The sequence below is a fragment of the Aeromonas sp. Y318-1 genome, from assembly GCF_027706125.1.
Classification (GTDB): Bacteria; Pseudomonadota; Gammaproteobacteria; order Enterobacterales; family Aeromonadaceae; genus Aeromonas; species Aeromonas hydrophila.
In genome coordinates, this window is sequence record NZ_JAPDCM010000001.1 from 428,718 (window position 1) to 453,359 (window position 24,642).

The following is a 24,642-nucleotide window of genomic DNA, read 5'->3' on the forward strand; positions in this document are numbered from 1 at the left end:
TGCTGTCTTCGTCTCCACCGCAGCGCTATGCGTTTGCCATGGGCACAAATAGTTGGTTGCGGGGGCCGGATTTGAACTGACGACCTTCGGGTTATGAGCCCGACGAGCTACCGGGCTGCTCCACCCCGCGTCTGAGGTCGCCAATAATAGGCGCCGGCGCTCAGATTGCAAGTAAATATCCTAAAAAAACTTCATTCGAAGATTAAACCGGCACAAATCGCAGGAATTTGCAACAGAGCGCCGATTTTTCAGACAAGCAGGTTTGGGGCCAGCTTGGCGCACTACACTCAGATGGTTTGTAACTCCTCGTTTTGGGTAGGTTTATCATGCGCATCTCCGCCGGTCATTGCCGTCAATTGGGGGCCACACCCGAGCACGACGGCGTCAACTTCGCCATCTGGGCTCGCCTCGCCAGCCGGGTCGAACTGCTGCTGTTCGCCAGTGCCGACGATACCACCCCTGAGGTGATCCCGCTCTCCCCCCGTCTCAACCGTACCGCCTACTACTGGCACATCCATATAGAGGGCATCGAGCTCGGTCAACGTTATGCCTATCGCATCCAGGGCCCCTGGCGCCCCTACTACGGTACCCGCTTCGATGCGGACAAGGTGCTGCTGGACCCCTATGGCCGCAGCATCGAGCTGGGTGCCAACTACGATCGCTGGGCGGCGGCCCGCCCCGGCAGCAACCTGGCGGAGTGTGCCAAGAACCGGGTGGTGGATACCCGCCACTACGACTGGGAGGGGGACAAGCTGCCCGCCCACTCCCTCTCCCGCTCGGTGATCTACGAGCTGCACCTGGGGGGCTTTACCAAGTCGCCGAGTTCAGGGGTCGACCCCGCCTTGCGCGGCACCTACCTCGGTCTCATCGAGAAGATCCCCTATCTGCAATCCCTCGGCGTCACCGCGGTCGAGCTGCTGCCGGTGTTCCAGTTCGATCCTCAGGACTCCCCCAAGGGGCTCTCCAACTACTGGGGTTACAGCCCCATGTCGTTTTTTGCCCCCCACGCCCAATACGCCAGCGGCGAGGATCCCCTCACCGAGTTTCGCGACATGGTCAAGGCGCTGCACCGGGCCAACATCGAGGTGATCCTGGACGTGGTCTACAACCACACCGCAGAGGGAGGCGACGATGGCCCCACCTTCTCGTTTCGCGGCATCGACAACGAGGCCTACTACATCCTCGACGCCAATCATAAGGACACCAACTATTCGGGCTGCGGCAACACCTTCAACGGCGCCCACCCGGTGGTGCTGCGCATGATCATGGACAGCCTCCACTTCTGGCGACAGGAGATGCACGTGGACGGCTTTCGTTTCGACCTGGCGGCCATTCTGTCGCGGGACGAGTCGGGCCAGCCCCAGGCCAATGCGCCAACCCTGCGCACCATCGATACCGATCCCCGCATCGCCGACATCAAGCTCATTGCCGAGGCCTGGGATGCGGGAGGCCTCTATCAGGTGGGCAGCCTGGCCGGCGCCCGCTGGCGCGAGTGGAACGGCCAGTTCAGGGACGACGTGCGCCGCTTTCTGCGCGGGGATGACAATGCGGTAATGCCCTTCGTGGAGCGGCTGTGCGGCAGCCCGGACATCTACCACTACCATCACGCCGATCCGGAGAAGAGCATCAACTTCGTCACCTGCCACGACGGCTTCACCCTGTGGGACTGGGCCAGCTACAACGGCAAGCACAACGACGCCAACGGCGAACAGAACCGGGATGGCTGCGATCACAACTTCAGCTGGAACCACGGCCAGGAGGGGCCGAGCGAGGATCCCCTGATCAACGCCCTGCGGCTGCGGCAGGCCAAGAACATGATGGTGGCCACCCTGCTGTCGGTGGGCTCCCCCATGCTGCTGATGGGGGACGAGGTACTGCGCACCCAGCATGGCAACAACAACGGCTACTGCCAGGACAACGACACCTGCTGGATGCAGTGGCAGCCCGATGCCATGGGCCAGGAGATGTTCCGCTTCATGAAGGAGCTGATCCAGTATCGCAAGCACCTGTTCCAGCGCCCGGAGCAGGAGAGCATGCCGCTGTCGCTGACCGAGATCCTGCGCCACAGCGAGATCTGCTGGCACGGGGTCAACGCCGCCCAGCCGGACTTCAGCCCCCACTCCCACGCCATCGCCATGTCGGCCCTGTCGAGCGAAACCCGGCTGGCCCTCTACGTGCTGTTCAACGCCTACTGGGAGCCGCTCACCTTCAATCTGCCGAGCCCCCCCAAGGGAGTCGGTGGCTACTGGCGCCGGATCCTGGATACCGCCCTGCCCTCGCCCGAGGACATCAGCACCTTCGGCATGCCGCTGGAGGGACTGACCCGGGAATACCTGGCCCAGCCGCGCAGCAGTTGCCTCTTTATCTGCGGCGCCGACGACTTCTACTAGGGGTCGCCAACCAGGGGCCGCACACGGCCAGCAAAAAGCCCACCCCGGGCAACCGGGGTGGGCTTTTTCATGACGCAAGTCTGTCAGGCCAGCTGGTGCAGCACGCTGGTCGCCGCAAGCTGGGCGATGATGAGGCCGCACAGGGCGGTGGAGACCACCACCGGGGCCGTCTCCTGCTGGCGATAGAGCGGACTGAACCAGAGCAGCAAGGCCGCGACCAGCAGAGCAGCCTGGGTCAGCACAGCGGGGATCAACGCATCGAGGCTGGCGCTGTTTCCCTGCCAGCCCACCAGCACCGCCAGCCAGAGCAGGCTCAGGATGGCGGCCACCAACCCGGCCAGCGGCAGCAGGGTATTGAACGCCTGCAGGCGGTGACGGGCCCGCAGCAGCATCAGGTGGGCAAAGGCCGCCCCCAACAGCACCATCTGCAGCAGGCCGCCGAGCCAGCCCTGGATCTGCAGCAAGCCGATGCCATAGACCAGCAGCGGCATGGCCGGCAGCCAGAACAGCGTGGCGGGAATGGCGCGCTTGCCCTCCAGCCTGGATTGAGCCAGCGACAGCACCACCCCCAGGATCAGGGCGGCAGCACCGCTCCAGATCAGCCAGTCGGCCGCCTTGGCCTCCACCGCCAGCATCAGGGAGAGGCCGGTGATCACCCAGACCGAGAAGAGCTGGGTGGTGATCCGCGAGCGCTGGCCCGGGCAGAGATCACCGCGCCAGAGCACCAGGCCCAGGGCGATGAGGGCCCCCAGCGCCATCAGGCCGGTCAGGGGAAAGAGCCAAAAAGGGAGTTGGACGAACATGACGCCTCCAGCAGCAAGGATTCAGAACGCGCCGATGGGCGCCGGATGAAGGGGCCGAGTATACCCAAAGCCGCCGCCATCCCCAATCCCTGCCGGGAGCGCATCCGCCATTGACCACTGGCGATCAGACGCCGGCAACGGGCGCCGGCCGCCTTGCCTGCCAAGATTTCAAGGCCCTCGTCATCCGCTGCGACCCAGGCCGGCAGCGGTCAGCCCTGGCCACGGGCCAGCGCCACCACCCGGGCGAACATCTGGCGCAGCACCGGCGGGATGTGCTCGCCACCGAGCCGCTCCGCCTCCTCCACCACCGCCAGCGCCATGCCCGGCTTGCTGCGATGGTGAATCGCCTTGTTGATGATGCGCCCGGCGTTGAGGGTCGAGCGCCCCCCCACGCCGGCCTCACGCCGGAACACCGCCTCGAAGCCGTTGTGATAGAGGTAGTGCTCTATGTCCGCCGCCGGCAACTGGGTCAAGCGATCCCGCTCCCGCTCGCCCTTGAGCAGGGAGCGGGCCGAGGTGGCGTATTTGATCCCCGCCTCGTCGCCGTCGGTGAGCAGATGCCACTCGATGCCAAAATCCCGCGCCACCTTGATGAGCGGAGACTGGCCGCACTGGGCAAACTCGATGATCCGCACCCCCTCCGCCCGCAGGCTGTAGCCGCAGATCTGGGCGAGCTCGGAGAGCAACCAGATCTCGGTCTCCCCCTCCACCAGCAGCCAGCAGCGGGCAAACATCGACATGGGGCGGTTGATGCGCACGTGGAAGGCTATCTTGCGCAGATCGTCGCTGCTGTAGCGCTCGCCCCCCAGCTGATGGCAGACGATGTCCTGCTGGCGGCGTACCAGCCGGCGGATCTGGTTGAGGGGCAGCGAGGAGAGCAGGTCCCCCGAATTGGTGGTGAGCAGCTTCTGCCCCGGCAGCTGTTCCAGCAGCCCCCAGGCCAGCGCCAGCATGGTGGGGTGCAGGCGGCTCTCCGGGTCTTCCAGGATCATGATGGGGCGCGCCCCCTGCTCCAGCTCCCGGTTGCCCCGCGCCTGCAGCAGGGTGGCCGCCATGCCCGCCATCGCCAGTTGCAACGCGCGGTTGTCGGCATTGCGCAGCAGCGCCTGCAGATTGCCGGGGTTGCGCAGGGTCATGGGGCGATTGACGATCTCCCGCTGGCTGCGCGGCTTGTTCTTGATGGGGGCCAGCGCGTTGAAGTAGTGATCCATCAGCTGGCGCACCGCCTGCAGCGCCTCCTTGAGCTCGGGCTCGCCGATGCGCTGGGGCTCGTCGATCAGCTTGTCGGCCAGCTCGCTCAGCCGGTGCTCGGAGAGATCCCCCCACTGCAGGGTCTCCACCCCGTTGCGGGCAGTGCGGGCATCCCGCAGCCGGAACACCGGGTTCATGGTGATGAGCAGGCAGACCAGCTCATGGGCATCATTGATGGGCAGGCTCTTGCCGATGCCGTCGAGAAAGTCGTGGGTGGTGGTGACGGTGCCGTCGCTCTGCAGTTCGGCGCTGGCGCGGTAGTGAATGCGGTGAAACTTGTCCTTGTGCTTGACCCAGGCCGCGCCAAGTCTAGCCAGCCGGCGGGAGTGCAGGCACATCTGGGGTCTGTGCTCGCTGAAGGTGAGCACCAGTTGCAGATGGCGGGCCGGCTCGAGTTCGGGATCTTCGGGCTGGTGAAAGTCATCGCTGCTGAACTGATAGGGCTCGGCATCCTGACCCAGCAGACACCAGAGGGCGCGCAGCAGGCTGGACTTGCCCCAGGCGTTTTCGCCGATGAGCACTGTGGTGTTGTCCAGCCCGAGCGAGAGGCGATTTATTCCGCGAAAACCTTTGACTTCAATGCGTTCCAGAAACATGCGGCCATATCCAGTCCATCCTGATGGCGCAATAGTGGCAAAGTTGTCGGGAAAATCCTATCGGGTCGTGGCGATTTTCAGCGGGAACTGTGAGGAACGAGCGGTTCGGGCGGGGTCGGCATGCCAAGGCGGCCCTGAGGGGCATTCCAGTGGCTGAACCAGAGGTGGCGGGTGCGGGTCTGACGTTTGCGATGATTCAAGGGCAACTCCTGTGCAGGTTGAAGGAACGAGGCTCCTCCTCGTTGCCAACCAATCTGCCGCCTATCTGTGACAGGAGGATGACAGCTGGCTGCGCCACTGGCCTGGGGTCAGGCCAAACGCCTCCCGGAAGCGGTTGCCAAGGTGAGCCTGGGACGAGAAGCCGCACTGGATGGCGATGCTGGCCAGGGAGTCGGCGCCGGCCAGCAGCTGCTTGGCCCGCTTGAGCCGCAGCCCCAGCAGGTAGCGATGGGGCGGGCAGCCAAGGCTCTGGCCGAACATGCGGGCGAAGTGGTATTCGCTCAGGCCCGCCTCCTGCGCCAGCTCGGCCAGGGTGACAGGTTCGGCCAGATGGGCCAGCAGGTACTCCTGCACCCGCCGGATCACCGCCGGCGCCAGGCCGCCACGCACCTCGGGCAGGGGCGGCGCCTCCCGGGTGTGGTGGCGATAGGCGTGCAGCATCAGCATCCAGGCGCCGTGGGAGAGCGCCATCCGATCCACCTGGTGCTGCCAGTCCAGCTGCATCAGCTGGCCCTGCACCAGGGTGGCGGCCTTGGGATCGTCGATGAAGGTCTTGTCTTCCAGCAGCAGGTGGCGCCCCTCCTTGTCGCACACCTCTTCGGCGATGCGGGTCAGGTGGGCCGGGGTGAAGTAGAGGTGGAAGAAGCGAAACTCCTCGCGCACCAGCCACTCGGATCTGTGGTGATCCGGCATGATGCACACCTTGCCGGTGCCGCCGTGGCCGCCCGGGCCGTCCAGCCGCTCGGTCTGCTCGCCCCCCTGCAGGTAGACGCTCAGGGTATGGTGGCCCGGCTTGTGGTAGCGAGTCTGATCGTAACAGTTGCGCCAGCTGGCGACGCCAAGGCCGGGTTCCAGCCAGCAGGCGTTCTCCAGTCGCGCGCCCGTGCTGACCAGTGCATCGAATACTCCCGCCGGCTTAGTCTGCAGCACCCGCTCCGTTCCTCTTGTTGCTTGCCTGATGGCCCTTGTGCGCCATCTTAACGCGGCGCGGCGGCAAAGGCTGCGGCTGCCTGCAAAAAACCGCAAGATGGTGTAAGCCCGCCACCGCCGCCCGCTGCATGCTGATCCCATGTCGTTGTCATCTCACCGGATACCCCATGAATCTGATGCTCTATCTTGCCACCGTCCTTATCTGGGGCAGCACCTGGATCGCCATCGCCTGGCAGCTCGGCCCCATTCCCATCGAGGTCTCGGTGCTCTATCGCTTCGCCCTGGCGGCGCTGGCGCTGTTTGCCCTGCTCACCGCCAGCGACCGTTTCCCGCGCCTGCCCTGGGCGGGCCAGCGTTATGCCGCCCTGCTCGGCGGCCTGCTCTTTTCCACCAACTTTCTCTGTTTCTACCACGCCACCCTCTACATTCCGAGCGGCCTGTCGGCGGTGATCTTCGCCAGTGCCAGCATCTTCAACGGCCTCAACCTCTGGCTGTTCGAGGGTAAAAGACCCGGCCTGCGCTGGCTGCAGGGGTCGCTGTTGGGGCTCCTTGGCACCCTCTTGCTGTTCTGGCCGGTGCTGGCGGATGCGCAACTGGGTGCAAACGGCTGGAAAGGGCTGCTGCTCGCCTGCGGCGGCACCCTCTGCTTCTCGCTCGGCAACCTGGTCTCGGCCCGCGGCCAGCGCCAGGGCTACCATGTGCTGCAGCTGGTGCCCTGGGGCATGGTCTACGGGGTAGTGTTGCTGCTGGGCTGGGTCACCCTGCTCGGCCAGCAGCTGGTGATCCCGACCGATGGTCACTACCTGGCGGCCATGGTCTATCTCGCCCTGTTCGGCTCTGTCATCGCCTTCACTGCCTACCTCACCCTGGTAGGGCGGATCGGCGCCAGCAAGGCTTCCTACGCCACCGTGCTGTTCCCCCTGGTGGCGCTGACGCTCTCCACCTTCTACGAGGGGTTCGTCTGGCAGCCGGTGTCGGTGGTGGGGGTCATGATCAGCCTGCTTGGCAACCTGGTGATCTTCGCACCGCCCTTGCGGGAGTGGCGCCTGCGCCCCGTCAGGGCGGCGAAGGATGCTTGATCCCAACCCCGTCAGCCCCTAAGGTAACGCCTTCCTACGCAGATGACGGGAGGCGATATGTTACTGGAAGGGCTGGAGACTCTCTGCCTGCTGGCCAGCGAAGGCACCATGGCCAAGGTGGCCAGCCGGCTCTATATCAGCCAGTCGGCGGTGAGCAAGCGCATCGCCCAGCTGGAACAGCGCCTCGGCAAGAAGCTGGTCGAGCCGGACGGGCGCCAGATAAGGCTCACCCCCCAGGCACAAGAGCTGCTGGCCCGGGTCGCTCCCAGCCTCGCCGAGATGAAGGGGGTGCTGGCCGACAGTCAGACCCTCACCGACCTGACTCCCCTGCCCGTCGCCTGCTCCGAGACCCTGCTGGCGGGCTACCTCGCCCGCTTCATGCACGACTACCTGCGACAGGATCCCCACCTCGCCCTCTCCACCCACCACACTCCGGTCATTCTGGCGCGGGTGCGCAGCGGCGATGCCCTGCTCGGCATCTGCGCCGGGCGCCTGCCGCCGGGGCACGGACTGGAGGCCAGACTGCTGCTGGAAGAGCCCTTCTATCTGGTGGAGGGCGATCCGCGCGAGGGGGAAAATACCGATCAAGGGCTGCGCCAGATCCTCACCATGGACCTGGACAACCCCTCCAACCGCTACCTGCGCGAACCGCTGGCGGCCCTTGGCCTCATCCCCGCCATGGAGCTCGACTCCTACCTGGCGCTGATCGAGCTGGCCAAGGCCGGCATCGGCCCTGTGCTGCTGCCGGCCGGCCTGCTGGCGCTGGTCGGCGCACAGGGGACCCAGGCTCGCCCCCTCGCCGGGCTCGCCCGCCCGCTACACCTGGTCTATCGGCCAAACAGCCTCAAGCGTGCGCGCATCGCCCAGCTGGTGCAGGCCCTGCAAGCCCACTTCCAGCCGCTGGCCGGCTGAACGCCACAACACAAGGGGCCCGATCTTGCGGATCGGGCCCCTTGTGTTGACAGCCGTGACTGCCGCTGTCGGCGAAAAACGCTTACCCCAGCCAGGCAAACAGCTCGGGGTACTGGCTCCACACCAGCTTGGCGGACATCAGCAAGGAGACGGTCACCAGCAGCGGCTTGATCAGCTTGACCCCTTGCTTGAGCACCATTTTCGAGCCGAAACGGGCGCCAATGAACTGGCCCAGCGCCATGCAGAAGCCGACGCTCCACACCACCTTGCCTCCCAGCGCGAAAAACAGCAGCGAGGCGATGTTGGAGGTGAAGTTGAGCAGCTTGGTGTGAGCGGTAGCCCGCGCCATGCCAAAGCCCGCCAGCGCCACGAAACCGATGGCAAAAAACGATCCTGTGCCCGGCCCGAAGAAGCCGTCATAGAAGCCCACCCCACCGCCCACCAGCAGGGCGAACGCCATGGGAGCGAGGCGGCGGGAGCTCTCGGCATCGCTCACCCGGGGAGAGAAGAAGAAGTAACAGGCGAAGGCCATCAGCAGGAAGGGCAGCAACCGCTCCAGGATGGCGGCGTCGATGGTCTGCACCGCCAGGGTGCCGAGCGCCGCGCCGATGAAGGTGCAGATCACCGCCGGCCAGATGATGTGCCACTCCAGCAGCCCCTTGCGGGCATAGAACCAGGTGGCGGAGAAGGAGCCAAAACTGCTCTGCAGCTTGTTGGTACCGAGCACCAGCGCCGGCGGCATGCCGGTGGCGAGCAGGGCGGGCACCGTCAGCAGGCCGCCCCCACCGGCAATGGCATCGATAAAGCCGGCCACCAGGGCCACGCCAAACAGGGCAAGCAGGGTAAACAGTTCCAATTCCATCCATAGCCTCACAACATTGACGGGGCCGGCAAGGGCCCGCACGGCACAGGCTCGCCATGAGCCTGATGAACAACGCTGGTCGCTATCCTAATGGGGCTTGGCTCATGAAGCTAACGAAACAGTGGCAGGCAATTGATTCCTGATTTTCATCAATGCCCCCCCTGTGAAGCGGCTGGCAAGCATGCCGACCCCCTCACCCACCTTGTTCAGGCAGCATCGGGCGCGCAGGTTGCCTCATTGCCCTTGATGTCGGCCAGTGCCTGCTGCAGCTGAGCTTCATCCTCGCCGGGGGCCCGGCTGACCCGGCCTGCCATGTAGCGGCTGCTGAAGAGATTGAACCAGAGCTGCAGTGCCTGTCCCGCCGCCAGCTCGCCGGCCACCTCCAGCACGCAGGCCGCCACCTCGGCGGTGCACAGGTGCTCGTCGCAGTGGGCTACCCGCATGCCATAGGTGGAGAGCGCATCGGGCTTGATGGAGAGCACCGGCAAGCCGTCCAGATAGGGGCTCTTGTTGAACATCTTGCGCGCCTCGGGCCAGGTGCCGTCCAGCAGGATGAACAGCGGCTTCTTGCCAGGGAGCGGGGTCACCACCGAGGTGAGCCGGGCCGGCGCCTTCTCGCAGGCGGGAAACACCACATAGGGCTGCCAGGCGGGATCCGCCAGCAGGGCCAGCAGCTCGGGATGTGGCTTGGTGCGCGACCAGAGAAACGCCCAGGTGGTATCCGGCAGCACATCGGCGATGAGACGGCCGGTGTTGGAGGGCTTCATCGGCTCGCTGTCGTACATCAGCAGGCAGAAGCCGGCCTCGGCCTTGAGCTCGGGGCGCCATTCGCAGGCACACCAGTCGTGGCGCAGCTGACAGGCTTCGCAGCGCGGCACGCTGCCGCCACGGGCGAGAAAGGGTCGGGTCGAGACGCTCTTGCGCCAGATGCGCAGGCGATTGACGGCGTGATCGGGAATTGGCTTCATGGAACGCGGCTCTGGCGATGCCTGTGGCAGGACAAAAAGGGGGCAGATTGTAGCGAGCCGTCCACCGCGCAGCAAGGCCCCCCATCCGGGGCAAGCCGGGAGGCCACGCCTCTCTATACTTGGTCGTCAACCCATGCACCCACGCATGGGACACAGGAGGACGACGATGGCAGAACAAGATATTGCCCGCGAGCACGCTCTGGCCGAAGGCACTACCTTCACCTGGCACGAGCTCTATCTGCCCGATGCCGAGGCCGGGATCCGTTTCTACACCGAGGTGCTCGGCTGGGAGAGCCAGACCATGGCGATGGAAGGCGGCGACTACCCCATGCTGGTTGCCAATGGCAGGCCGATCGCCGGCGTGCAGGCCACCCGGGGCAATCCCGAGATGGCCGGCGTACCACCCCACTGGGCAACCTATATCGCGGTGGATGACGTCGATACCAGGGTGCTCAGGGTCAACCAGCACGGTGGCAGCGTGGTGGTGCCCGCCATGAATATCCCGGGGGTCGGGCGCATGGCCCTGATTGCAGATCCACAAGGGGCGCACATCTGGCTGTTCACCCCTGACCCCATGTGACATCGCCTACCGCAACAACGACAGAGGGGCCCGCAGGCCCCTCTTCATCATTCAGCTAGCCCTGCTCGGGCGCCGGCCTCAGACCGCCTTGCGCAGGATCTGCTCAAGGTAGTCGGCGAAGCGGTGACCGTGATGCTCCAGCAGTTTCGGGAACATGGAGATGGAGGTCATGCCCGGGAAGGTGTTGATTTCGTTCAGCAGGATCTCGCCCTCTTCGGTCAGGAAGAAGTCGATGCGCGACAGGTGGGTCAGTTTGAGCTGACGGAACGCCTTGAGCGCGTACTCGTGAATGGCGTCAGCCTGCGCCTGGGTCAGCCCCTCGGCACGCAGTGCGGTCTCGGTGTGACTGGCGCTGCTGTACTTCTCTTCATAGGTGTAGAACTTGTCCTGCGGCACGCAGATCTCGCCCGGGTAGGTGGCCACCAGCTCGTCACCGTACTGGTACACCGCCACTTCCAGCTCGCGCGGCTTGACCGCTTTTTCGATCAGGACCTGCTCGGAGTAACCGAAGGCATCGGCAATGCCCTTCACCAGATCCGCTTCGTTGCTGGCGGAGTAGCAGCCGACGGAAGAGCCCTGGGAGGCCGCCTTGATGAAGACCTTGCCCCACTTGGCCAGCGCGGCTTTCGCCTCGTTCAGCGCCGCGTCGTTCTGCTCGGTCAGGAACAGATAAGGGGTGTTGGGGATGCCGATGGCGGAGAGCCACAGCTTGGTGCTGATCTTGTTGAAGCAGATCTTGCTCGCCTCGGCGTCGCAGCCCAGATAAGGCAGGCCCGCCAGCTCGAGGAAGGATTGCAGGTCACCGGTCTCGCCAGGGTAGCCGTGGATGCAGGGCACCACGTAGTCCACCGGACGGGCCACGCTGTCAAACGACAGCAGCTTGTCCAGCCCCAGCTTGCATTCGCGGCCGTCGGCGCTGAGCCAGCGGTCGGCAAACATCTCGACCCGGGTCACGTCGACCCCAGGCAAAAGACCGAGCTGTTGCTCGAGAAAATTTGCGCTTCGCAGAGAGACTTCGTGCTCGGAGCCACCGCCGCCACACAGCAGCAAGACATGCATGTTCTTCATTAGATGTGATCCCTTGGGAAAAGCGGCTTCGCCATCACCATTTAAAACCCAACCGCATTAAAACCGGACGAAGCCAGATACGAAGATAAGTGCGGGCCAGTGTAGCAAGGGAGATCGAGCCTTGTCAGCCGATGGGAGCCCCATCCGCCGACAACGGCCATAAAAATTCCCGCCTGTGTCAGAAATTGGATGAAAAGAGCTCAGCGCGGCGGATCGAGCCGGCCGTTGCCGCTGCCGTTGACCCGAAACCAGCCGGCGATGCTGTAGCGCTCCTGGTTGGCGGGCAACACCTCGTGGGGGAACTCTTCGGATAAAAACAGCACCAGTCGCCCGCCTCGGGGCGAGACATCCATCAAAAACTGCTCGTCGTCATCGTACATCCGCAGCACCCCGCCCGCCTGGGGTTGCCAGTCGTTGTTGAGGTAGAACACCGAGGTGAGGCGGCGGTTGGAGCGCCCGGCGAAGGCATCGCGATGGGTGGCATAGAAGTCACCGCTGCGATAGCGGGCAAAGTGGGCCTCGTAGTCGAACAGCCCCAGCATCAGCATCCGGTTGGCGGCCAGCCGCAGTGCCTCCATGCGGGCCAGATAGTCGGCCACCGGCGCACCGAGGGAGGGTTCTAGCCAGTGGATCTGATCCCGGCGAATGGCGCGGTTGTCCTGGTGCAGGGCATCGCGGCCGATCCCCGCCGGCCGCCACGCATCCGGCAGACACGCCTTGAGGGCATCCACCTCGGCGGCGGTTAAAAAATCATCCACTATCACCCATCCCCGGGTGTAAATGGCATCCATGACGGCTTGATAGTCCAAGATTGACTCGCAACAAGTGGAGAGAGGGCGCTTTTTAGCGACTTCCAGGGCAAGACACAAACCGGTTTGCTTATCCTCAGAAGTCCCACCATCAATACGCTATCCGGGCGCACAAGGCCCCCATTATCTGGTCGCCCTCGCCAACCAGTGATCCGGCGCACTCAAATGGCCTCAGTCCGCGCCAGATCTTGCATGGTAAAGGGGAAAGCGGCGCTTGCTCCGCGCCGTCGCGCCCGTTACCGTGGAGCGATACGCCCTGAATGGGCCCCATGCAACAGGAGTGCTTCATGTCATTGCCCGACCTTATCCTGCAACGCCTTGACGGTACCGAACTGTCCTTGTCCACCCTGCAAGGCCAGGTCGTGCTGGTGGTCAACGTCGCCAGCCGCTGCGGTTTTACCCCCCAATACACCGGACTGGAGGCGCTCTATCAGGAGCTGGGCCCCGAGGGATTGATGATCCTGGGCTTCCCCTGCGATCAGTTTGGCCACCAGGAGCCGGGAGATGCAGAGGAGATCGCCCGCTTCTGCTCCCTCGACTATCCGGTCAGCTTCCCCATCATGGCCAAGTGCGAGGTCAATGGCGAACAGGCCCACCCCTTCTATCAATGGCTCAAGAAGGAGCAACCGGGTCTGCTGGGGCTGGAGAACGTCAAGTGGAACTTCACCAAGTTCCTGATCGACCGGGACGGCAAGGTAGTGGCCCGCTTTGCCCCCACCAGCAAACCCGAGAGCCTGCGAGACGATATCCAGGCCCTGCTCTGAGGCCGCTGCACGCGGCGGCCGGACAACGCGACACGGCTGCTGCGTGCTGGGCGCGCATCTGCTATATTACGCCCCCGTTATCATTTCCATCTTGTGGCGGGTGCCAGCGCACCTGCCATCCGCTGAGCCCAAGGCTCACCAGAGGAGTCTCTCTCGAACATGTCATTCAACGAACTGGGTCTGTCTCCGCACATCCTGCGGGCCGTCAAGGAGCTGGGTTACGAACAGCCAACCCCCATCCAGCAACAAGCCATCCCCGCCATTCTGGCCGGACAGGATGTGCTCGGCGGCGCCCAGACAGGCACAGGCAAAACGGCCGGTTTCACCCTGCCCATGCTGCAGCGCCTGCTGGCCAACCATGGCCGTGGCCGCCGTCAGGTGCGGGCCTTGGTGCTGACCCCGACCCGCGAACTGGCTGCCCAGGTGGGTGAGAGCATCATCAAATATGCCCACCACCTGCCGTTTCGCACCCTGATCGCCTACGGCGGCGTCAGCATCAAGCCCAATCTGGATGCCATCAAGCTCGGCATCGACATCCTGGTGGCCACTCCGGGCCGTCTGCTGGATCTGCTGACCCAGGGGGCGCTGACCCTGTCCGAGCTGGAAGTGCTGGTGCTGGACGAAGCGGATCGCATGCTCGACATGGGCTTCATCGTCGACATTCGCCGCATCATGAAGGCGCTGCCGGCCGAACGGCAGACCCTGCTGTTCTCCGCCACCTTCTCAAGCGAGATCAAGGCGCTGGCGGATGATCTGCTCAACGACCCCACCCTGATCGAGGTGGATCCCAGCAACACCGCTGCCGAGCAGGTGACCCAGCGCATCATCCAGGTCGACCGGGAACGTCGCCGCGAGCTGCTCTCCCACATGATCGGCCGCGGCAACTGGCAGCGGGTGCTGGTGTTCGTGCGCACCAAGCAGATTGCCGATCGCCTGGCCCAGCAGATGCAAAAAGACGGGCTCGATACCGTCGCCATCCACGGCGACAAGAGCCAGGGTGCCCGCAACCGGGCGCTGGCGGATTTTCGGGAAGGCAAGGTGCGGGTGCTGGTGGCAACCGACATCGCCGCTCGCGGCCTCGACATCGATCAGCTGCCCCACGTGATCAACTTCGAGCTGCCCCAGATGGCGGAGGATTACATCCACCGCATCGGCCGCACCGGCCGCGCCGGTCGTGGCGGCGAGGCCATCTCGCTGGTGAGCCAGGACGAGCTGGGCCAGCTCAAGGGGATAGAGGCGCTGATCGGCCAATCCCTCTCGGTGGAGATCCTGGAAGGGTATGAGCCCAGCGGCAAACCGAGCCGGCAGACCCTGCCGGGCAGCAAGCCGGTACAAAACCCGCCGCGCGCCCGTGGCGCCGCCAATGCCAAGGGCGGCAACGGCAAATCCGCCGCAGGCAAGAGCAAGGCGAAGAGCGATGGCGGCAAGAAGCCTGCCCCAGCCCGCAAGCGGGAAGTGGTGGGCGAAGATATCGGCTTTACCCCCATGCGCCGCCTGCCCAAAGCCCAGCGCGACGACTATCAGGACAACTCCAACGAGGAGTAACAGGCCGTCCTGATCCCGTCATAACAAAAAACCGCCCGAGGGCGGTTTTTTACTGGGCCGGTGTCACTGGCCTGTCAGTGTCATATGCAGCAACGGATAGGGCTTGCCCTGCCCGTCCAGTGGCGAGCGGCCCACCACCTCGAAGCCCAGGTGGCGATAAAAGCCGAGTGCCTGTTCATTCTGCTCGTTGACGTCCACCCGGGTCGCCCCCAGCCGGGCGATGGCATCGGCCACCAGCAGGCGACCCACCCCGCCCCCGCGCAGCGCCGGGTCGACAAACAGCATCTCGATGTTGCCCTCGTGCACCCCGCAAAAGCCGGCGATACCCTGGTCGTTGCGGGCGCAGGTGAGGGTCACGGCGTCAAAGTAGTGTTCCAGAATGAGCTCGCGCAGGGTGGCGATCTCCTCATCCGGCAGAAAATGATGGGTAGCGCGCACCGACGCCTCCCACAGTGCGATCAGGGCCTGATAATCCCCGCGCGATGGCTGTTCCAGTCTCATATCGTACTCACTCAATAGATTGATTGTTTGGAGCCTGCCCGGCCGGCGCCATGGCGTCGACCTGCTTGAGGACAAACCCCTTCTCGATGCCGGCCTTGAAGCCGAGCGACGCATAGAGCCGGTGGGCTGCCTCGCGCCCCTCCCCCGACAGCAGCATCACCTTGTAGCAATCCTGCTGCCAGGCGAGCGCAAGGGCATGGGTCAGCAACTGCCGGCTGATGCCCCGGCGCCGAAACGCAGAGGCCGTCACCACGTGCTCCACCATGCCAAACGGCCGGCCGCCGTTGGTCAGGGTCGCTATCACGCCGAGCTGGCAGGTGGCCGCCAGCTGGCCATCCACCTCCGCCACCAGCAGGTGGAGATGGGGCTGCGCCAGCAAGGCCGTCAGCGCCGTACGGGCAGCATCCGGCGCAAGTGCAGGGTCATGGGGGCGCAATTCCCGATAGAGCGCCAGCAGACCGGCCATGTCCTGCAGAGTACAAGCCCTGATGAGCGTCATCCCTCTTCTCCTTGAGCTGCGGGCGATGCGGCTTCACGCCTCGCGGGGGGCAAACATGATGATGGCCATGCCGCACAGGGCCACCAGCGACCCCACCAGATCCCACAGGCTGGGCCGGATGCCGTCCACCAGCCAGAGCCAGAGGATGGCCACGAAGATGTAGACGCCGCCGTAAGCGGCATAGACGCGCCCGGCCGCGGTCGGATGCAGCGACAGGAGCCAGGCGAACAGCATCAGGCTCAACCCCGCCGGCAGCAGCAGCCAGACGCTGCGCCCCTGGGTCAGCCAGAGATAGGGCAGATAACAGCCCAGGATCTCGGCCAGCGCCGTCACCAGAAACAACCCCATGGTTTTCAACTCGCCCATCGGCTACCCCATTATTCAACAACGTGTTCGGCAAAAAGAGCAATGGTAAGCCAAATGGCCGGACCGGGTAAGCGGGATCAGGCAACAAACGCGAGGGGGAGGGATAGCGGATGCAATACGCAGCCGGCCTTCCCCCGCCAGCACGGGGGAAGGCCAGGTCATCAGCGAGTCTTGACCGCCTGCAGCAGCACCGACATGTCCGGCCCGAACTGACGGGTGCGAATGGCCTCGCGGATCGCCGCCTCGCCATAGCGGCTGGCCGGATAGAGCAGCACGCAGGCGGTGTCGCCGGGCTTGAGGAAGTGGGTCTCGCCAAACGGGGTATAGCGGGTGGCGCCGATGCTGATGAGGGCATGGGCCGGGCGCCCGGCCTGGGCCAGCAGCCCCTGGATGTGCTCGGCCGGCCCCTCGTCCTGCTGATGGTTGAACTTGTCGATGGCCCAAGTCAGCAGCTGGCCGTGGAAGTAGCTGTAATCCACCGCCGCGCTGTCGACCCCGTAGGGGTACAGCTCGCCATCCCGCTCCAGATAGCAGGCGATGCGGTAGTCATCGAGTTCGCAGCCGGCGGCGAAATGGGAAAGGGGCAGCAACGTGGGGGCCAGCCCCTTGCTCTCTTCGCCCCAGTTCTTCTTCTCGCTGATCTTTTTGGCGTTGGGACGACGGATGGAGCAGTCGTTGTAGGCACCAAAGGCGCGCGGATGGATGGCCACCACCTGCTCCCCCGCGTACTCCAGCTCGCACCAGAGCGCCACTTCCGGCTCTACCTGCACCTTCTCATCGCCGCTCACCGCCGCTTCCGGCAAGAAGATGGCGTCGCCGCTCAAGGGGAAGACCCCGAGCTGGCCGGGGTGGCCCGGCACGTAGAAGGGGAACAGCGCCTTGGGGGCGCTGGTGTCGCGCACCACCACCGCCACGAAATCCGAGGCCTCGCCGGCCTGCTCCAGATGACCTGCGAAATTGCCCGCCACCCCGAGTCCGATAAACTTGCTCTCTGCTGTCACTTGCATCTTCTCACCTGCCTCTTGCCAAAGCGAAGGCAGCGGCCCGGCACGGGGCGGCTGCCGCAAACGTGGCAAGGATTAAAACACAGAGGTCTGCCCTCGCCCAGCCTGCACGCCCTATCCTGTGCGCCAGCGCGAACTTTTACCGGCCGCTCGGCGAGCTTGTGAGCAACCGCCATGCCCGCACTGGTTCGACCGTGTGCGGCGCCTGCCCTTGATCACGGCGACAGGCTGCGCATTGATCAATCATGGGCTCCGGAAACAGATCGTTTCCACATCCTGCCGCCTTGCCCCTTGGGCCAGCCCGCCAACTTTGCTAGGCTGCCCGCCATGCCAATCCGCACACTCAAGGATGCCTGCCGATGTCAGCACAGCACTTTCAGGGCCGCTTCGAGGTCGAGTTCAAATACAGGCTCGGCGATGTCGAGGCCTTCACCACAGCCCTCGCCGCCCTCAATCCCGAGGTGATGCTGGAGCGCAACCAGGAGCAGGACACCTACTTCGACACGCCGGACCGCAGCCTGAGCGCAGCGGGCAAGAGCCTGCTGATCCGTACCATGCAGCCCTCCGGCATCCGGCTCTGGATCGTGAAGGGGCCCGAACCCGATCGCTGCGAGGCGGTCAACATCACCGACGCCGACAAGGCCATCAGCATGCTGCACACCCTGGGTTATCAGCCGATACTGACCCTTCGCAAAGTGCGCAGCATCTATTTCGTCGGCCCCTTCCACGTCACCCTGGATCACCTGGCAGGACTCGGCGACTTTGCCGAACTGGCCATCATGACCGATGACGAAACCTTGCTGCCAGATTATCGCCGGCAACTGCTGTCCATGGCAGCCCAGCTTGGGCTGAACCCCGAATGGCTGGAGAGCCGTTCCTATCGCACCCTGTGTGAACAAGCCACCACCCCATCACCAGAGAGACGTTCATGATCGACAAACTCGCCTGGCTGACCTTCAAGGATCAGCAACTGCTCTGTGCCCGCTCCCACGGCAAGCAGATCTACTACATTCCCGGCGGCAAGCGCGAAGCGGGAGAGAGCGACGAGGCGGCGCTGATGCGCGAAATCGAGGAGGAGCTGGCCGTGGCCCTCAAGCCCGACACCCTGGCGTTTGCCTGCGAGTTCAGTGCTCAGGCCGACGGCAAGCCGCAGGGGGTCAACGTCAAGCTGCGCTGCTACACCGGCGAGGCTGACGGCACTCCCGTCGCCTCGGCGGAGATCGCCGAGCTGCGCTGGCTCGACAGCCGCCATATGGCCGAGATCTCTCCGGTTTCCCGGCTGCTGTTTGCCTGGCTGGTCGAACAGAAGCTCATCCGCTGAGGGAAACCCGCCTGGAGGGCGTGATCGGGCGCACCCGGCGAGCGACAACGACTTGAAATTGGCGGCAGAAACGGCGAGTCTAGCCAGTCATCCTGCCGCCGGTCCCGTTGGCGGCAGGCGCCGCGGCAGACCGGGCCGACGGCGTGAACTTCGTTGACAAGGACTCCTGATGGACATAGTTGAGGTTGATACCACCCAGGGCATCAAACCTGCCCTCATCACTTTGCTGCAAGACAGCGTCGCCAGCGGCGCGTCGGTGGGCTTTCTGCCGCCGCTGACCGAAGAGCAGGGGCTCGTCTATTGGCAGGGCATAGAGACGGAGCTGGCCGCGGGCAGCCGCCGGCTCTGGGTCGCCTTCCTTCAGCACCAGCTGGTCGGTGCCCTCCAGCTCTCGCTGTGCACCAAGGCCAATGGCCGTCACCGCGCCGAGGTGGAAAAACTCATGGTGCACAGTCTCCACCGTGGCAAGGGTGTCGGCCGTGCCCTGATGGCCAGCATGGAACAAGGGGCCAAAGAGGCCGGTCGCAGCCTGCTGGTGCTCGACACCCGGGTGGGCGATGCCGCCTCCCGCCTCTATCGCCAGCTCGGCTACCAGGAGGCGGGCCAGATCCCCGCCTTTGCCCGCAGTGCCGACGGCACCCTGGCAGCCACCCTCTTCTTCTACAAGCAGCTCTGAGCCGCGCACCGCCTCCGCTTCGCACGCCTCTACCCTGCTCGTCCCTACTTTGTAGCCACAGTGCGCCCTCCCCATGGAGGGCGCGTTGCGTTACCCCTTCAGCTTTCAGAAAACCATCAAAGCAGCGCCAGGATTAATTTTGAATCTGCTATAGCCCCATTTGCATACAATTGTTCCTTCACCTCACGCCAGACGAGGCGTATGGTGTGGCAGGAAGACCCGTTTGCATACCAAACGGATGCTGCTCACTGCCTTGAGGAATACTGCATGCCTATCCTGCCTCGTACCGTCACCTCCCCCAAAAAGTTCATCATCGGCCACGATCTGCTGCCCCAACTCCATGATCACGTAAAAGATTTCGGCGACAACGCCCTGCTCATCAGCGACGAGTTCATTCTGGAGCGAGTGCGGGAAGAGGCGCTGGCCGGCCTGCTGCAGGCAGGTCTGAAGGGAGCGGTCGAGAAGTTCAACTACGAATGCACCGACATCGAGATCCGCCGCCTGTGCGATCTGGCCGAGCAACAGGGAGCCAACGTCATCGTCGGCATCGGCGGCGGCAAGACCCTGGATGTCGCCAAGGCGGTGGCCTTCTACCTGCGCCGCCCCGTGGTGCTGTTTCCCACCATCGCCTCCACCGATGCCCCCTGCACCGCCCTCGCGGTGATCTACAACCCGGCGGGTGAGTTCGAGCGCTATCTGTTCCTGCCCCAGAACCCGGACGTGGTGATCGCCGACACCGCCATCATAGCGGCGGCCCCCGCCCGCTTCTTTGCCGCCGGCGTGGGTGATGCGCTCGCCACCTACTTCGAGGCCCGTGCCTGTTACCGGGCGGACGGCATCAATCTGGTGGGCAAGCGCCCCTCCCGCACCGGCCTCGGGCTGGCCCGGCTCTGCTACGAGCTGCTGGGAGAGAACATCGAGCTGGCGATGGACGCGGTGCGCCACCATGTCACCACCCCGGCGCTGGAGCAGACCATCGAGGCCACCATCTATCTGAGCGGCGTGGGCGCCGAAGCGGGCGGCCTGGCGGCGGCCCATGCGGTCAACAACGGCATGTCGGTGGTGGCGGATCTGCACCGGGCCCAGCACGGCGAGAAGGTGGTGTTTGGCCTGCTCACCCAGCTGGTACTCGAGCGCGCGCCCCAGGCCGAGCTGGACGAGGTGATGCGCATCATTCAGCTGGCCGGCCTGCCCATGACCCTGCAGGAGATGGGGCTGAGCCGTTTCGTGGAGAGCGAGTGGCGCCAGGTGGCCAAGCTTGCCTGCGATCCCCTCGATACCATGGGCAACATGCCGATGAGCGTCAGCGAGCAGGATGTCTACCACGCCATGATCGCGGCCAATGCCATGGCCGAGCGCTACCGGGCCCGTCACCCACGCGCCTGATCGGCACTCAAGCAAAGCCGTGATCACACCGACAAGGCCGGCCCCTGCGGCCGGCCTTGTCATTCCCTGCCCAACCTGCTGCAATGGCCCCTTTATCCTTGGGACAAGGAGTCACCATGATATTGGAAGTCGCCCATCTGCAGCTCATCCCCGGTCAGGCTGCCGCCTTCGAACTGGCATTCTCCCAGGCCCAGGCATCATCAGCACCATGCAGGGCTACGGCGGACACCAGCTTCAGCGCTCGCTGACCGATCCCCACCGCTATCTGCTGCTGGTCAACTGGCAGCACCTCGAAGATCACACCCAGGGCTTTCGTGGCTCACCCCAGTACCAGCAGTGGAAGGCCCTGCTCCATCATTTCTACGATCCCTTCCCCACGGTCGAGCACTACCAGCAGGTCACATTCGATGAGGCAGAGCAGCGGGAACAGAATAACGGCCTGATCTGAACCGGATGCCCGGTGTCAGGGCCAAGGTGACGGCTGAGGCGACATTGCCCCACTCGGTGTGCAACCAGATAAGCGGCGCAGGGGTGGACTGTTAACTAAGAGATGGGGAAAGATGATCAGGGGGCCAAGCTGAACGCGGATCATCCGCGCCCAGACTTGGCCCCCGATGGGAAGATCAGGCCAGCCGTTCGGCCCGCGCCTTGATCAGGGGGGCGGCAAAGGCCTCCTGGGCCGCGATCAGCTGCAACTCATAGGCATCGGCCTGCCAGGTGTGCAGCAGTACCGTATCCACCGCCGCGTTGGTGCGCTCGAATGCGCTGACGGCATCGTAACCCGCCTGCAGATTGGCCAGCATCAGCGCGCTGATGAGATCCCCCACCCCCACCGGCTGGCGGGCAAACTCGTAGAGCGGGCGGTCGATCAGATAATCCCCCTCGGGGGTGGCCAGCAGCATCTCGAAACGGCCCGGCTCGCGAGCGGCACGTCCAAGATGCTTGACCAGCACCATCTTCACCCCGCGTGCCAGCAGCTGATGGGCGGCGGCCCGCGTCTGCGCCAGATCCGTCAGATGGACGTCGCACAGGGTCTCCAGCTCCAGCAGATTGGGGGCCATGATGTCGGCCGCCGGCAGCGCCTGCTCGGTCAAGAAACGGGTCACCCCAGGGGCGACGATGCACCCTTTCTCCGGGTGGCCCATCACGGGATCGCAAAAATAGATGGCGGCAGGATTGGCGGCCTTGACCGCGGCCACCACCGCCAGGATCTCGTCCCCCTGCTCCGCCGAGCCCAGATAACCGCTCAGCACGGCGTCGCAGTGGGCCAGCACCTCGATATTCGAGAGCCCCTCACACAGGGCGCTGATATGCCCTGCGGGCATCGCCATGCCCTGCCAACCGGCCGCATATTGGGTGTGGTTGGAGAACTGCACCGTGTTGATTGGCCATACCTCCATACCGAGACGGCGCATGGGAAACACGGCGGCGCTGTTGCCGGCACAGCCGAACACCACGTGGGACTGGATAGAGAGAATGCGTTTCATCGACATCACCGCAGAGAAGAGTCAGGGGAAAGGCGCAATATATCGGATGAAGATATTGATCTTCCACCCTTGATCAGCACAAACCCTTATTTGGTCGGCAAAATCCTCGATGACGCTGGTTGCCATTGCCATCACCGGCCCCCTCTACACTGACATGCCGCAGCTTGCAACCGCGAGCATGGCCGACATGGCTTGATAAGGTGGTACAAAACTCTTGTTTGATGGCATATGAGATTAACAAGTGAGCTTTTTGTGCGTAGAGCCATTTGATGACGAGTAAACCGGCAGATACCTGCGGCAGCCCCGGCCATCGGCCATCGGCCATCAAGGCAGCAAGGCAGCAAGGCAGCAAGGCAGCAAGGCAGCAAGGCAGCAAGGCAGCAAGGCAATGTAGTGGAAGGAGGCAACGGCGTCGGTGCAAGTGAAGGTATAACCAGCCGGCCAAAGGACAGATCGGGCTGGTCGGCCCGATCCGGTTTATCAAGGGCGAGCGAAGTGGTAGACCCAACCCTCGTCCAAAGCCATCTCCGCGGGCGGCGCCACCAGTGCCGGCAACAGGGAAACGCTCCCCTTGGCGGCATATTGCAGCGCCATCAGGGCGCAGATGGCGGCATCGTAGCGATCGGTTCCCGCCGTCACATCGGCCGGCAGATGCGCCAGCAGCTCGGCACGCACCGCCGATGCCTTTCCCCCCACCTTGGCGAGAGCGGGATAGACCTCCAGCACGGCGCGATCGGCCTGCGGTTGCTGCTTGGGCACCAGCTGCAAGTCGGCCAATCGGGGCAGCATGGCGAGCGCCAGGGTCGCGTTGTTGCCGAGCCTGTCGAAGGTGGCCGAGAGCGGCTTCTTGCCATATTGCCGGTGCAGCCAGCGCTCGCAGTCCCGATAGGCATAAGGGTTGTCTATCTCGCGCTGGGGCACGGCGCACTCGGTCGCCCTCCCCGCCAGCAGCTCGCCCAAGGCGCGAGGAAACGCCAGTGGCGCGTCGATCCCCAGCGCCAGCTGCGGGCAGGCCAGCACCTGCAGCAGATGGATCTCGTCGTGCAGTGCTGGGCGCAGCAAGGCATCCAGATCCGGCGCAACCCGTGAGCTCAGTCGAAACAGGGGCGATACCCCAAACCAGTGCAGCCGCTGTTCACGCGCCTGCCACCCCACCACGGCCACCGCCTGGGCACTGCCCTGCCAGCCTCTTACGTCCCAGCCGATGCCGATGGCATCCATGTGTTCCATTGTCATGCCAGTGTCACCTCTGCACGCTATCAATGCAGCACAGCGTAATGGCTGGAGCCCCTAAAGCAAAGTTGGCGGCGCCGCTTAAAAGGATTTCTTGAAATTGATCAGCGGCAAGATGGGGAAAACCCCGTTCTCGGCGTAGTTGGCGAGGCCAATCTGCAGACCGTCCAGGTGCTTGGTGGCGTTGATGAAGCCCAGCTGGAAGGTGGTGCGCTCGGCATAGTTGACGAAGCCGACGTTGGCCAGGGCATTGCCCTTGGCGATGTTGACGGCCCCCCAGTTGAGGCCCTGCACATTGTTGGTCAGGTTGACGAAGCCAAGGTTGACGCCCTTGTCCTGGCCCTCGTGCCAGTTGACCGCGTTGATCGCCACCCCGCCGAACTGGTGGCGTACCCGGCCGGCACCGAGGAAGATACCAAGCTGCAGACCGGTGAATTGATCCACGTCGGAAAGGGCGAAGACCGGCAGATCGATCCCTTTCACCTGACCGGTGCGGCCATAGAGCACAGAGGCTCTGGCCCCCTCGACCTGATGGGACGCGGGCAGATTGACGCCGGGCAAGGAGAGCTGGACAGGGGTACTGGCGTGGGCAACGCCGCCAAGGGCAGCAGCCCCCAGGGCAAGCAGCAGGCGAGCAGGTTTCATCGATGCATTCCTCAAGGCTCAGGGAGTGAGTCAGCCTACCAGCCCCGCGGCCTGGGAACGAGACCCGACGGACGTGGCTGCGTCACTCCTCGTCTGAATCGGGCCAATCAAACTGGACAGACCAGAATCAATATTTCGCCAAAAATTAACATTTATATTATTTACATCAAGCCTCATTTGATAACACAATGCCTAAACGTGCGTTTGAACAGAGCAAACGACACGTGACGACTTAAGGATGTAGTCGAACGGATGTAACCGAAGAATGGGCCCATCGGCCTTTTGCAATACCTTTCTGCCAACCACGGAGACACGCGATGAATATGGACGTAATCAAGACCTTTACCGAGCAGATGCAAGGCTTTGCCGCCCCCCTCACCCGTTATAACCAGCTGCTGGCCAGCAACATCGAACAGCTGACCCGGCTGCAACTGGCGTCCGCCAACGCCTATGCCGAGCTGGGGCTGAACCAGCTGCAGGCCGCCGGCAAGGTGCAGGATGCCCAGAGCCTGGCGGCCCTCGGTACCGTCCAGCTGGAGACCGCCAGCCAGCTCTCCCGCCAGATGCTGGACGACATCCAGAAGCTCAACACCCTCGGCCAGCAGTTCAAGGACGACCTCGACGCCCTGGCTGCCGACGGCATCAAAAAGAACACGGGCAAGGCCTGATATCCCCCTGGCTGCCCGCTGCGGGCAGCCACATCTCCCCATGCTCCGTCACGACAGGCTCGCCCTGCGCCGGGGATGGG

General features: G+C 64.2%; 26 protein-coding genes, 1 tRNA gene and 1 pseudogene. 12 read left to right on the forward strand and 16 right to left on the reverse strand.

Annotated features, from left to right (window positions below):
* Positions 1 to 53: 53 nt before the first annotated feature.
* Positions 54 to 130 (reverse strand) — tRNA-Met (locus OKB87_RS01895).
* Between the two features lie 196 nt (positions 131 to 326).
* Between OKB87_RS01895 and glgX the strand changes: the two genes are divergently transcribed.
* Positions 327 to 2,390: a glycogen debranching protein GlgX gene (gene glgX, locus OKB87_RS01900; RefSeq protein WP_270826261.1), complete on the forward strand. Its 2,064-nt coding sequence runs from the start codon at positions 327 to 329 to the stop codon at positions 2,388 to 2,390.
* Between the two features lie 83 nt (positions 2,391 to 2,473).
* On the opposite strand, the gene OKB87_RS01905 is transcribed toward glgX, so the two are convergent.
* The 4 genes from OKB87_RS01905 to OKB87_RS01920 all read right to left on the reverse strand — a co-directional run bounded on the left by OKB87_RS01905 (position 2,474) and on the right by OKB87_RS01920 (position 6,189).
* Positions 2,474 to 3,193, reverse strand: a complete 720-nt coding sequence (locus OKB87_RS01905; RefSeq protein WP_270826262.1) for a hypothetical protein — start codon at positions 3,191 to 3,193, stop codon at positions 2,474 to 2,476.
* Positions 3,194 to 3,402: 209 nt separating this feature from the next.
* Entirely contained in the window at positions 3,403 to 5,040 is a 1,638-nt protein-coding gene (locus OKB87_RS01910) for an ATP-dependent endonuclease (RefSeq protein ID WP_270826263.1), read from the reverse strand.
* 77 nt (positions 5,041 to 5,117) lie between these two features.
* Positions 5,118 to 5,240: a hypothetical protein gene (locus tag OKB87_RS01915; RefSeq protein WP_254902163.1), complete on the reverse strand. Its 123-nt coding sequence runs from the start codon at positions 5,238 to 5,240 to the stop codon at positions 5,118 to 5,120.
* Positions 5,241 to 5,301: 61 nt separating this feature from the next.
* Positions 5,302 to 6,189, reverse strand: coding sequence for a helix-turn-helix domain-containing protein (locus OKB87_RS01920; protein WP_011706232.1), 888 nt, complete (start codon positions 6,187 to 6,189; stop codon positions 5,302 to 5,304).
* A gap of 167 nt (positions 6,190 to 6,356) precedes the next feature.
* Between OKB87_RS01920 and OKB87_RS01925 the strand changes: the two genes are divergently transcribed.
* Positions 6,357 to 7,268, forward strand: a complete 912-nt coding sequence (locus OKB87_RS01925) for a DMT family transporter (RefSeq protein ID WP_270826265.1) — start codon at positions 6,357 to 6,359, stop codon at positions 7,266 to 7,268.
* 57 nt (positions 7,269 to 7,325) lie between these two features.
* On the forward strand, positions 7,326 to 8,180 hold the full coding sequence (locus tag OKB87_RS01930) for a LysR family transcriptional regulator (protein ID WP_270826267.1): 855 nt from the start codon (positions 7,326 to 7,328) through the stop codon (positions 8,178 to 8,180).
* Between the two features lie 82 nt (positions 8,181 to 8,262).
* Here the strand turns inward: OKB87_RS01930 and OKB87_RS01935 are convergent, their stop codons facing one another.
* Both OKB87_RS01935 and OKB87_RS01940 read right to left on the reverse strand, forming a co-directional pair.
* Positions 8,263 to 9,042 (reverse strand): TSUP family transporter, encoded by a 780-nt coding sequence (locus tag OKB87_RS01935; protein WP_011706235.1) that lies wholly within the window; start codon positions 9,040 to 9,042, stop codon positions 8,263 to 8,265.
* 206 nt (positions 9,043 to 9,248) lie between these two features.
* Positions 9,249 to 10,010, reverse strand: coding sequence for a tRNA-uridine aminocarboxypropyltransferase (locus OKB87_RS01940; RefSeq protein ID WP_135319642.1), 762 nt, complete (start codon positions 10,008 to 10,010; stop codon positions 9,249 to 9,251).
* 166 nt (positions 10,011 to 10,176) lie between these two features.
* Here OKB87_RS01940 and OKB87_RS01945 point away from each other — a divergent pair, with 166 nt between their 5' ends.
* Positions 10,177 to 10,590 (forward strand): VOC family protein, encoded by a 414-nt coding sequence (locus OKB87_RS01945; RefSeq protein WP_270800827.1) that lies wholly within the window; start codon positions 10,177 to 10,179, stop codon positions 10,588 to 10,590.
* Between the two features lie 78 nt (positions 10,591 to 10,668).
* On the opposite strand, the gene OKB87_RS01950 is transcribed toward OKB87_RS01945, so the two are convergent.
* Together OKB87_RS01950 and OKB87_RS01955 are read right to left on the reverse strand one after the other, a co-directional pair.
* Positions 10,669 to 11,658 (reverse strand): D-alanine--D-alanine ligase, encoded by a 990-nt coding sequence (locus OKB87_RS01950; RefSeq protein WP_017409536.1) that lies wholly within the window; start codon positions 11,656 to 11,658, stop codon positions 10,669 to 10,671.
* 200 nt (positions 11,659 to 11,858) lie between these two features.
* Positions 11,859 to 12,467: a 2OG-Fe(II) oxygenase gene (locus tag OKB87_RS01955; protein WP_016350596.1), complete on the reverse strand. Its 609-nt coding sequence runs from the start codon at positions 12,465 to 12,467 to the stop codon at positions 11,859 to 11,861.
* 287 nt (positions 12,468 to 12,754) lie between these two features.
* Here OKB87_RS01955 and OKB87_RS01960 point away from each other — a divergent pair, with 287 nt between their 5' ends.
* A complete protein-coding gene (locus OKB87_RS01960) occupies positions 12,755 to 13,231 on the forward strand; it encodes a glutathione peroxidase (protein ID WP_103826822.1) in 477 nt (158 codons plus the stop codon).
* Between the two features lie 159 nt (positions 13,232 to 13,390).
* On the forward strand, positions 13,391 to 14,776 hold the full coding sequence (locus tag OKB87_RS01965) for a DEAD/DEAH box helicase (RefSeq protein ID WP_029301011.1): 1,386 nt from the start codon (positions 13,391 to 13,393) through the stop codon (positions 14,774 to 14,776).
* 63 nt (positions 14,777 to 14,839) lie between these two features.
* Here OKB87_RS01965 and OKB87_RS01970 read toward each other — a convergent pair whose 3' ends face one another.
* From OKB87_RS01970 to OKB87_RS01985, 4 genes are all read right to left on the reverse strand, one after another.
* A complete protein-coding gene (locus OKB87_RS01970) occupies positions 14,840 to 15,277 on the reverse strand; it encodes an acetyltransferase (protein ID WP_270826270.1) in 438 nt (145 codons plus the stop codon).
* Between the two features lie 7 nt (positions 15,278 to 15,284).
* Positions 15,285 to 15,776 (reverse strand): GNAT family N-acetyltransferase, encoded by a 492-nt coding sequence (locus OKB87_RS01975; RefSeq protein WP_270826271.1) that lies wholly within the window; start codon positions 15,774 to 15,776, stop codon positions 15,285 to 15,287.
* Positions 15,777 to 15,809: 33 nt separating this feature from the next.
* Positions 15,810 to 16,142: a YnfA family protein gene (locus tag OKB87_RS01980; protein ID WP_011706244.1), complete on the reverse strand. Its 333-nt coding sequence runs from the start codon at positions 16,140 to 16,142 to the stop codon at positions 15,810 to 15,812.
* A gap of 161 nt (positions 16,143 to 16,303) precedes the next feature.
* On the reverse strand, positions 16,304 to 17,149 hold the full coding sequence (locus OKB87_RS01985; protein ID WP_270826272.1) for a DUF5718 family protein: 846 nt from the start codon (positions 17,147 to 17,149) through the stop codon (positions 16,304 to 16,306).
* A 356-nt stretch (positions 17,150 to 17,505) separates the two neighbouring features.
* Between OKB87_RS01985 and cyaB the strand changes: the two genes are divergently transcribed.
* From cyaB to OKB87_RS02010, 5 genes and pseudogenes are all read left to right on the forward strand, one after another.
* Complete coding sequence (cyaB, locus tag OKB87_RS01990) at positions 17,506 to 18,078, forward strand: class IV adenylate cyclase (RefSeq protein WP_270826273.1); 573 nt, start codon at positions 17,506 to 17,508, stop codon at positions 18,076 to 18,078.
* Positions 18,075 to 18,467, forward strand: a complete 393-nt coding sequence (locus OKB87_RS01995) for an NUDIX hydrolase (RefSeq protein WP_190284239.1) — start codon at positions 18,075 to 18,077, stop codon at positions 18,465 to 18,467. The genes cyaB and OKB87_RS01995 overlap by 4 nt, the downstream gene beginning before the upstream one ends.
* 169 nt (positions 18,468 to 18,636) lie before the next feature.
* Positions 18,637 to 19,143 (forward strand): GNAT family N-acetyltransferase, encoded by a 507-nt coding sequence (locus OKB87_RS02000; RefSeq protein ID WP_041217453.1) that lies wholly within the window; start codon positions 18,637 to 18,639, stop codon positions 19,141 to 19,143.
* A gap of 267 nt (positions 19,144 to 19,410) precedes the next feature.
* Positions 19,411 to 20,529 (forward strand): glycerol dehydrogenase, encoded by a 1,119-nt coding sequence (locus OKB87_RS02005; protein ID WP_270826274.1) that lies wholly within the window; start codon positions 19,411 to 19,413, stop codon positions 20,527 to 20,529.
* A gap of 116 nt (positions 20,530 to 20,645) precedes the next feature.
* A pseudogene (locus OKB87_RS02010) lies at positions 20,646 to 20,977 on the forward strand (antibiotic biosynthesis monooxygenase family protein).
* A 175-nt stretch (positions 20,978 to 21,152) separates the two neighbouring features.
* On the opposite strand, the gene pdxY reads toward OKB87_RS02010, so the two are convergent.
* From pdxY to OKB87_RS02025, 3 genes are all read right to left on the reverse strand, one after another.
* On the reverse strand, positions 21,153 to 22,016 hold the full coding sequence (pdxY, locus tag OKB87_RS02015) for a pyridoxal kinase PdxY (protein WP_017409546.1): 864 nt from the start codon (positions 22,014 to 22,016) through the stop codon (positions 21,153 to 21,155).
* A gap of 480 nt (positions 22,017 to 22,496) precedes the next feature.
* Positions 22,497 to 23,252 carry a DUF429 domain-containing protein gene (locus tag OKB87_RS02020; protein WP_101616071.1) on the reverse strand — a complete coding sequence of 252 codons (756 nt, stop codon included), beginning with the start codon at positions 23,250 to 23,252 and terminating at the stop codon, positions 22,497 to 22,499.
* A gap of 78 nt (positions 23,253 to 23,330) precedes the next feature.
* Positions 23,331 to 23,894: a VC2662 family protein gene (locus OKB87_RS02025; RefSeq protein ID WP_017409548.1), complete on the reverse strand. Its 564-nt coding sequence runs from the start codon at positions 23,892 to 23,894 to the stop codon at positions 23,331 to 23,333.
* A gap of 317 nt (positions 23,895 to 24,211) precedes the next feature.
* Between OKB87_RS02025 and OKB87_RS02030 the strand changes: the two genes are divergently transcribed.
* The gene (locus OKB87_RS02030; protein WP_270826275.1) at positions 24,212 to 24,562 is read left to right on the forward strand and encodes a phasin family protein; all 351 of its coding nucleotides are present in this window, start codon (positions 24,212 to 24,214) and stop codon (positions 24,560 to 24,562) included.
* Positions 24,563 to 24,642: the final 80 nt, after the last annotated feature.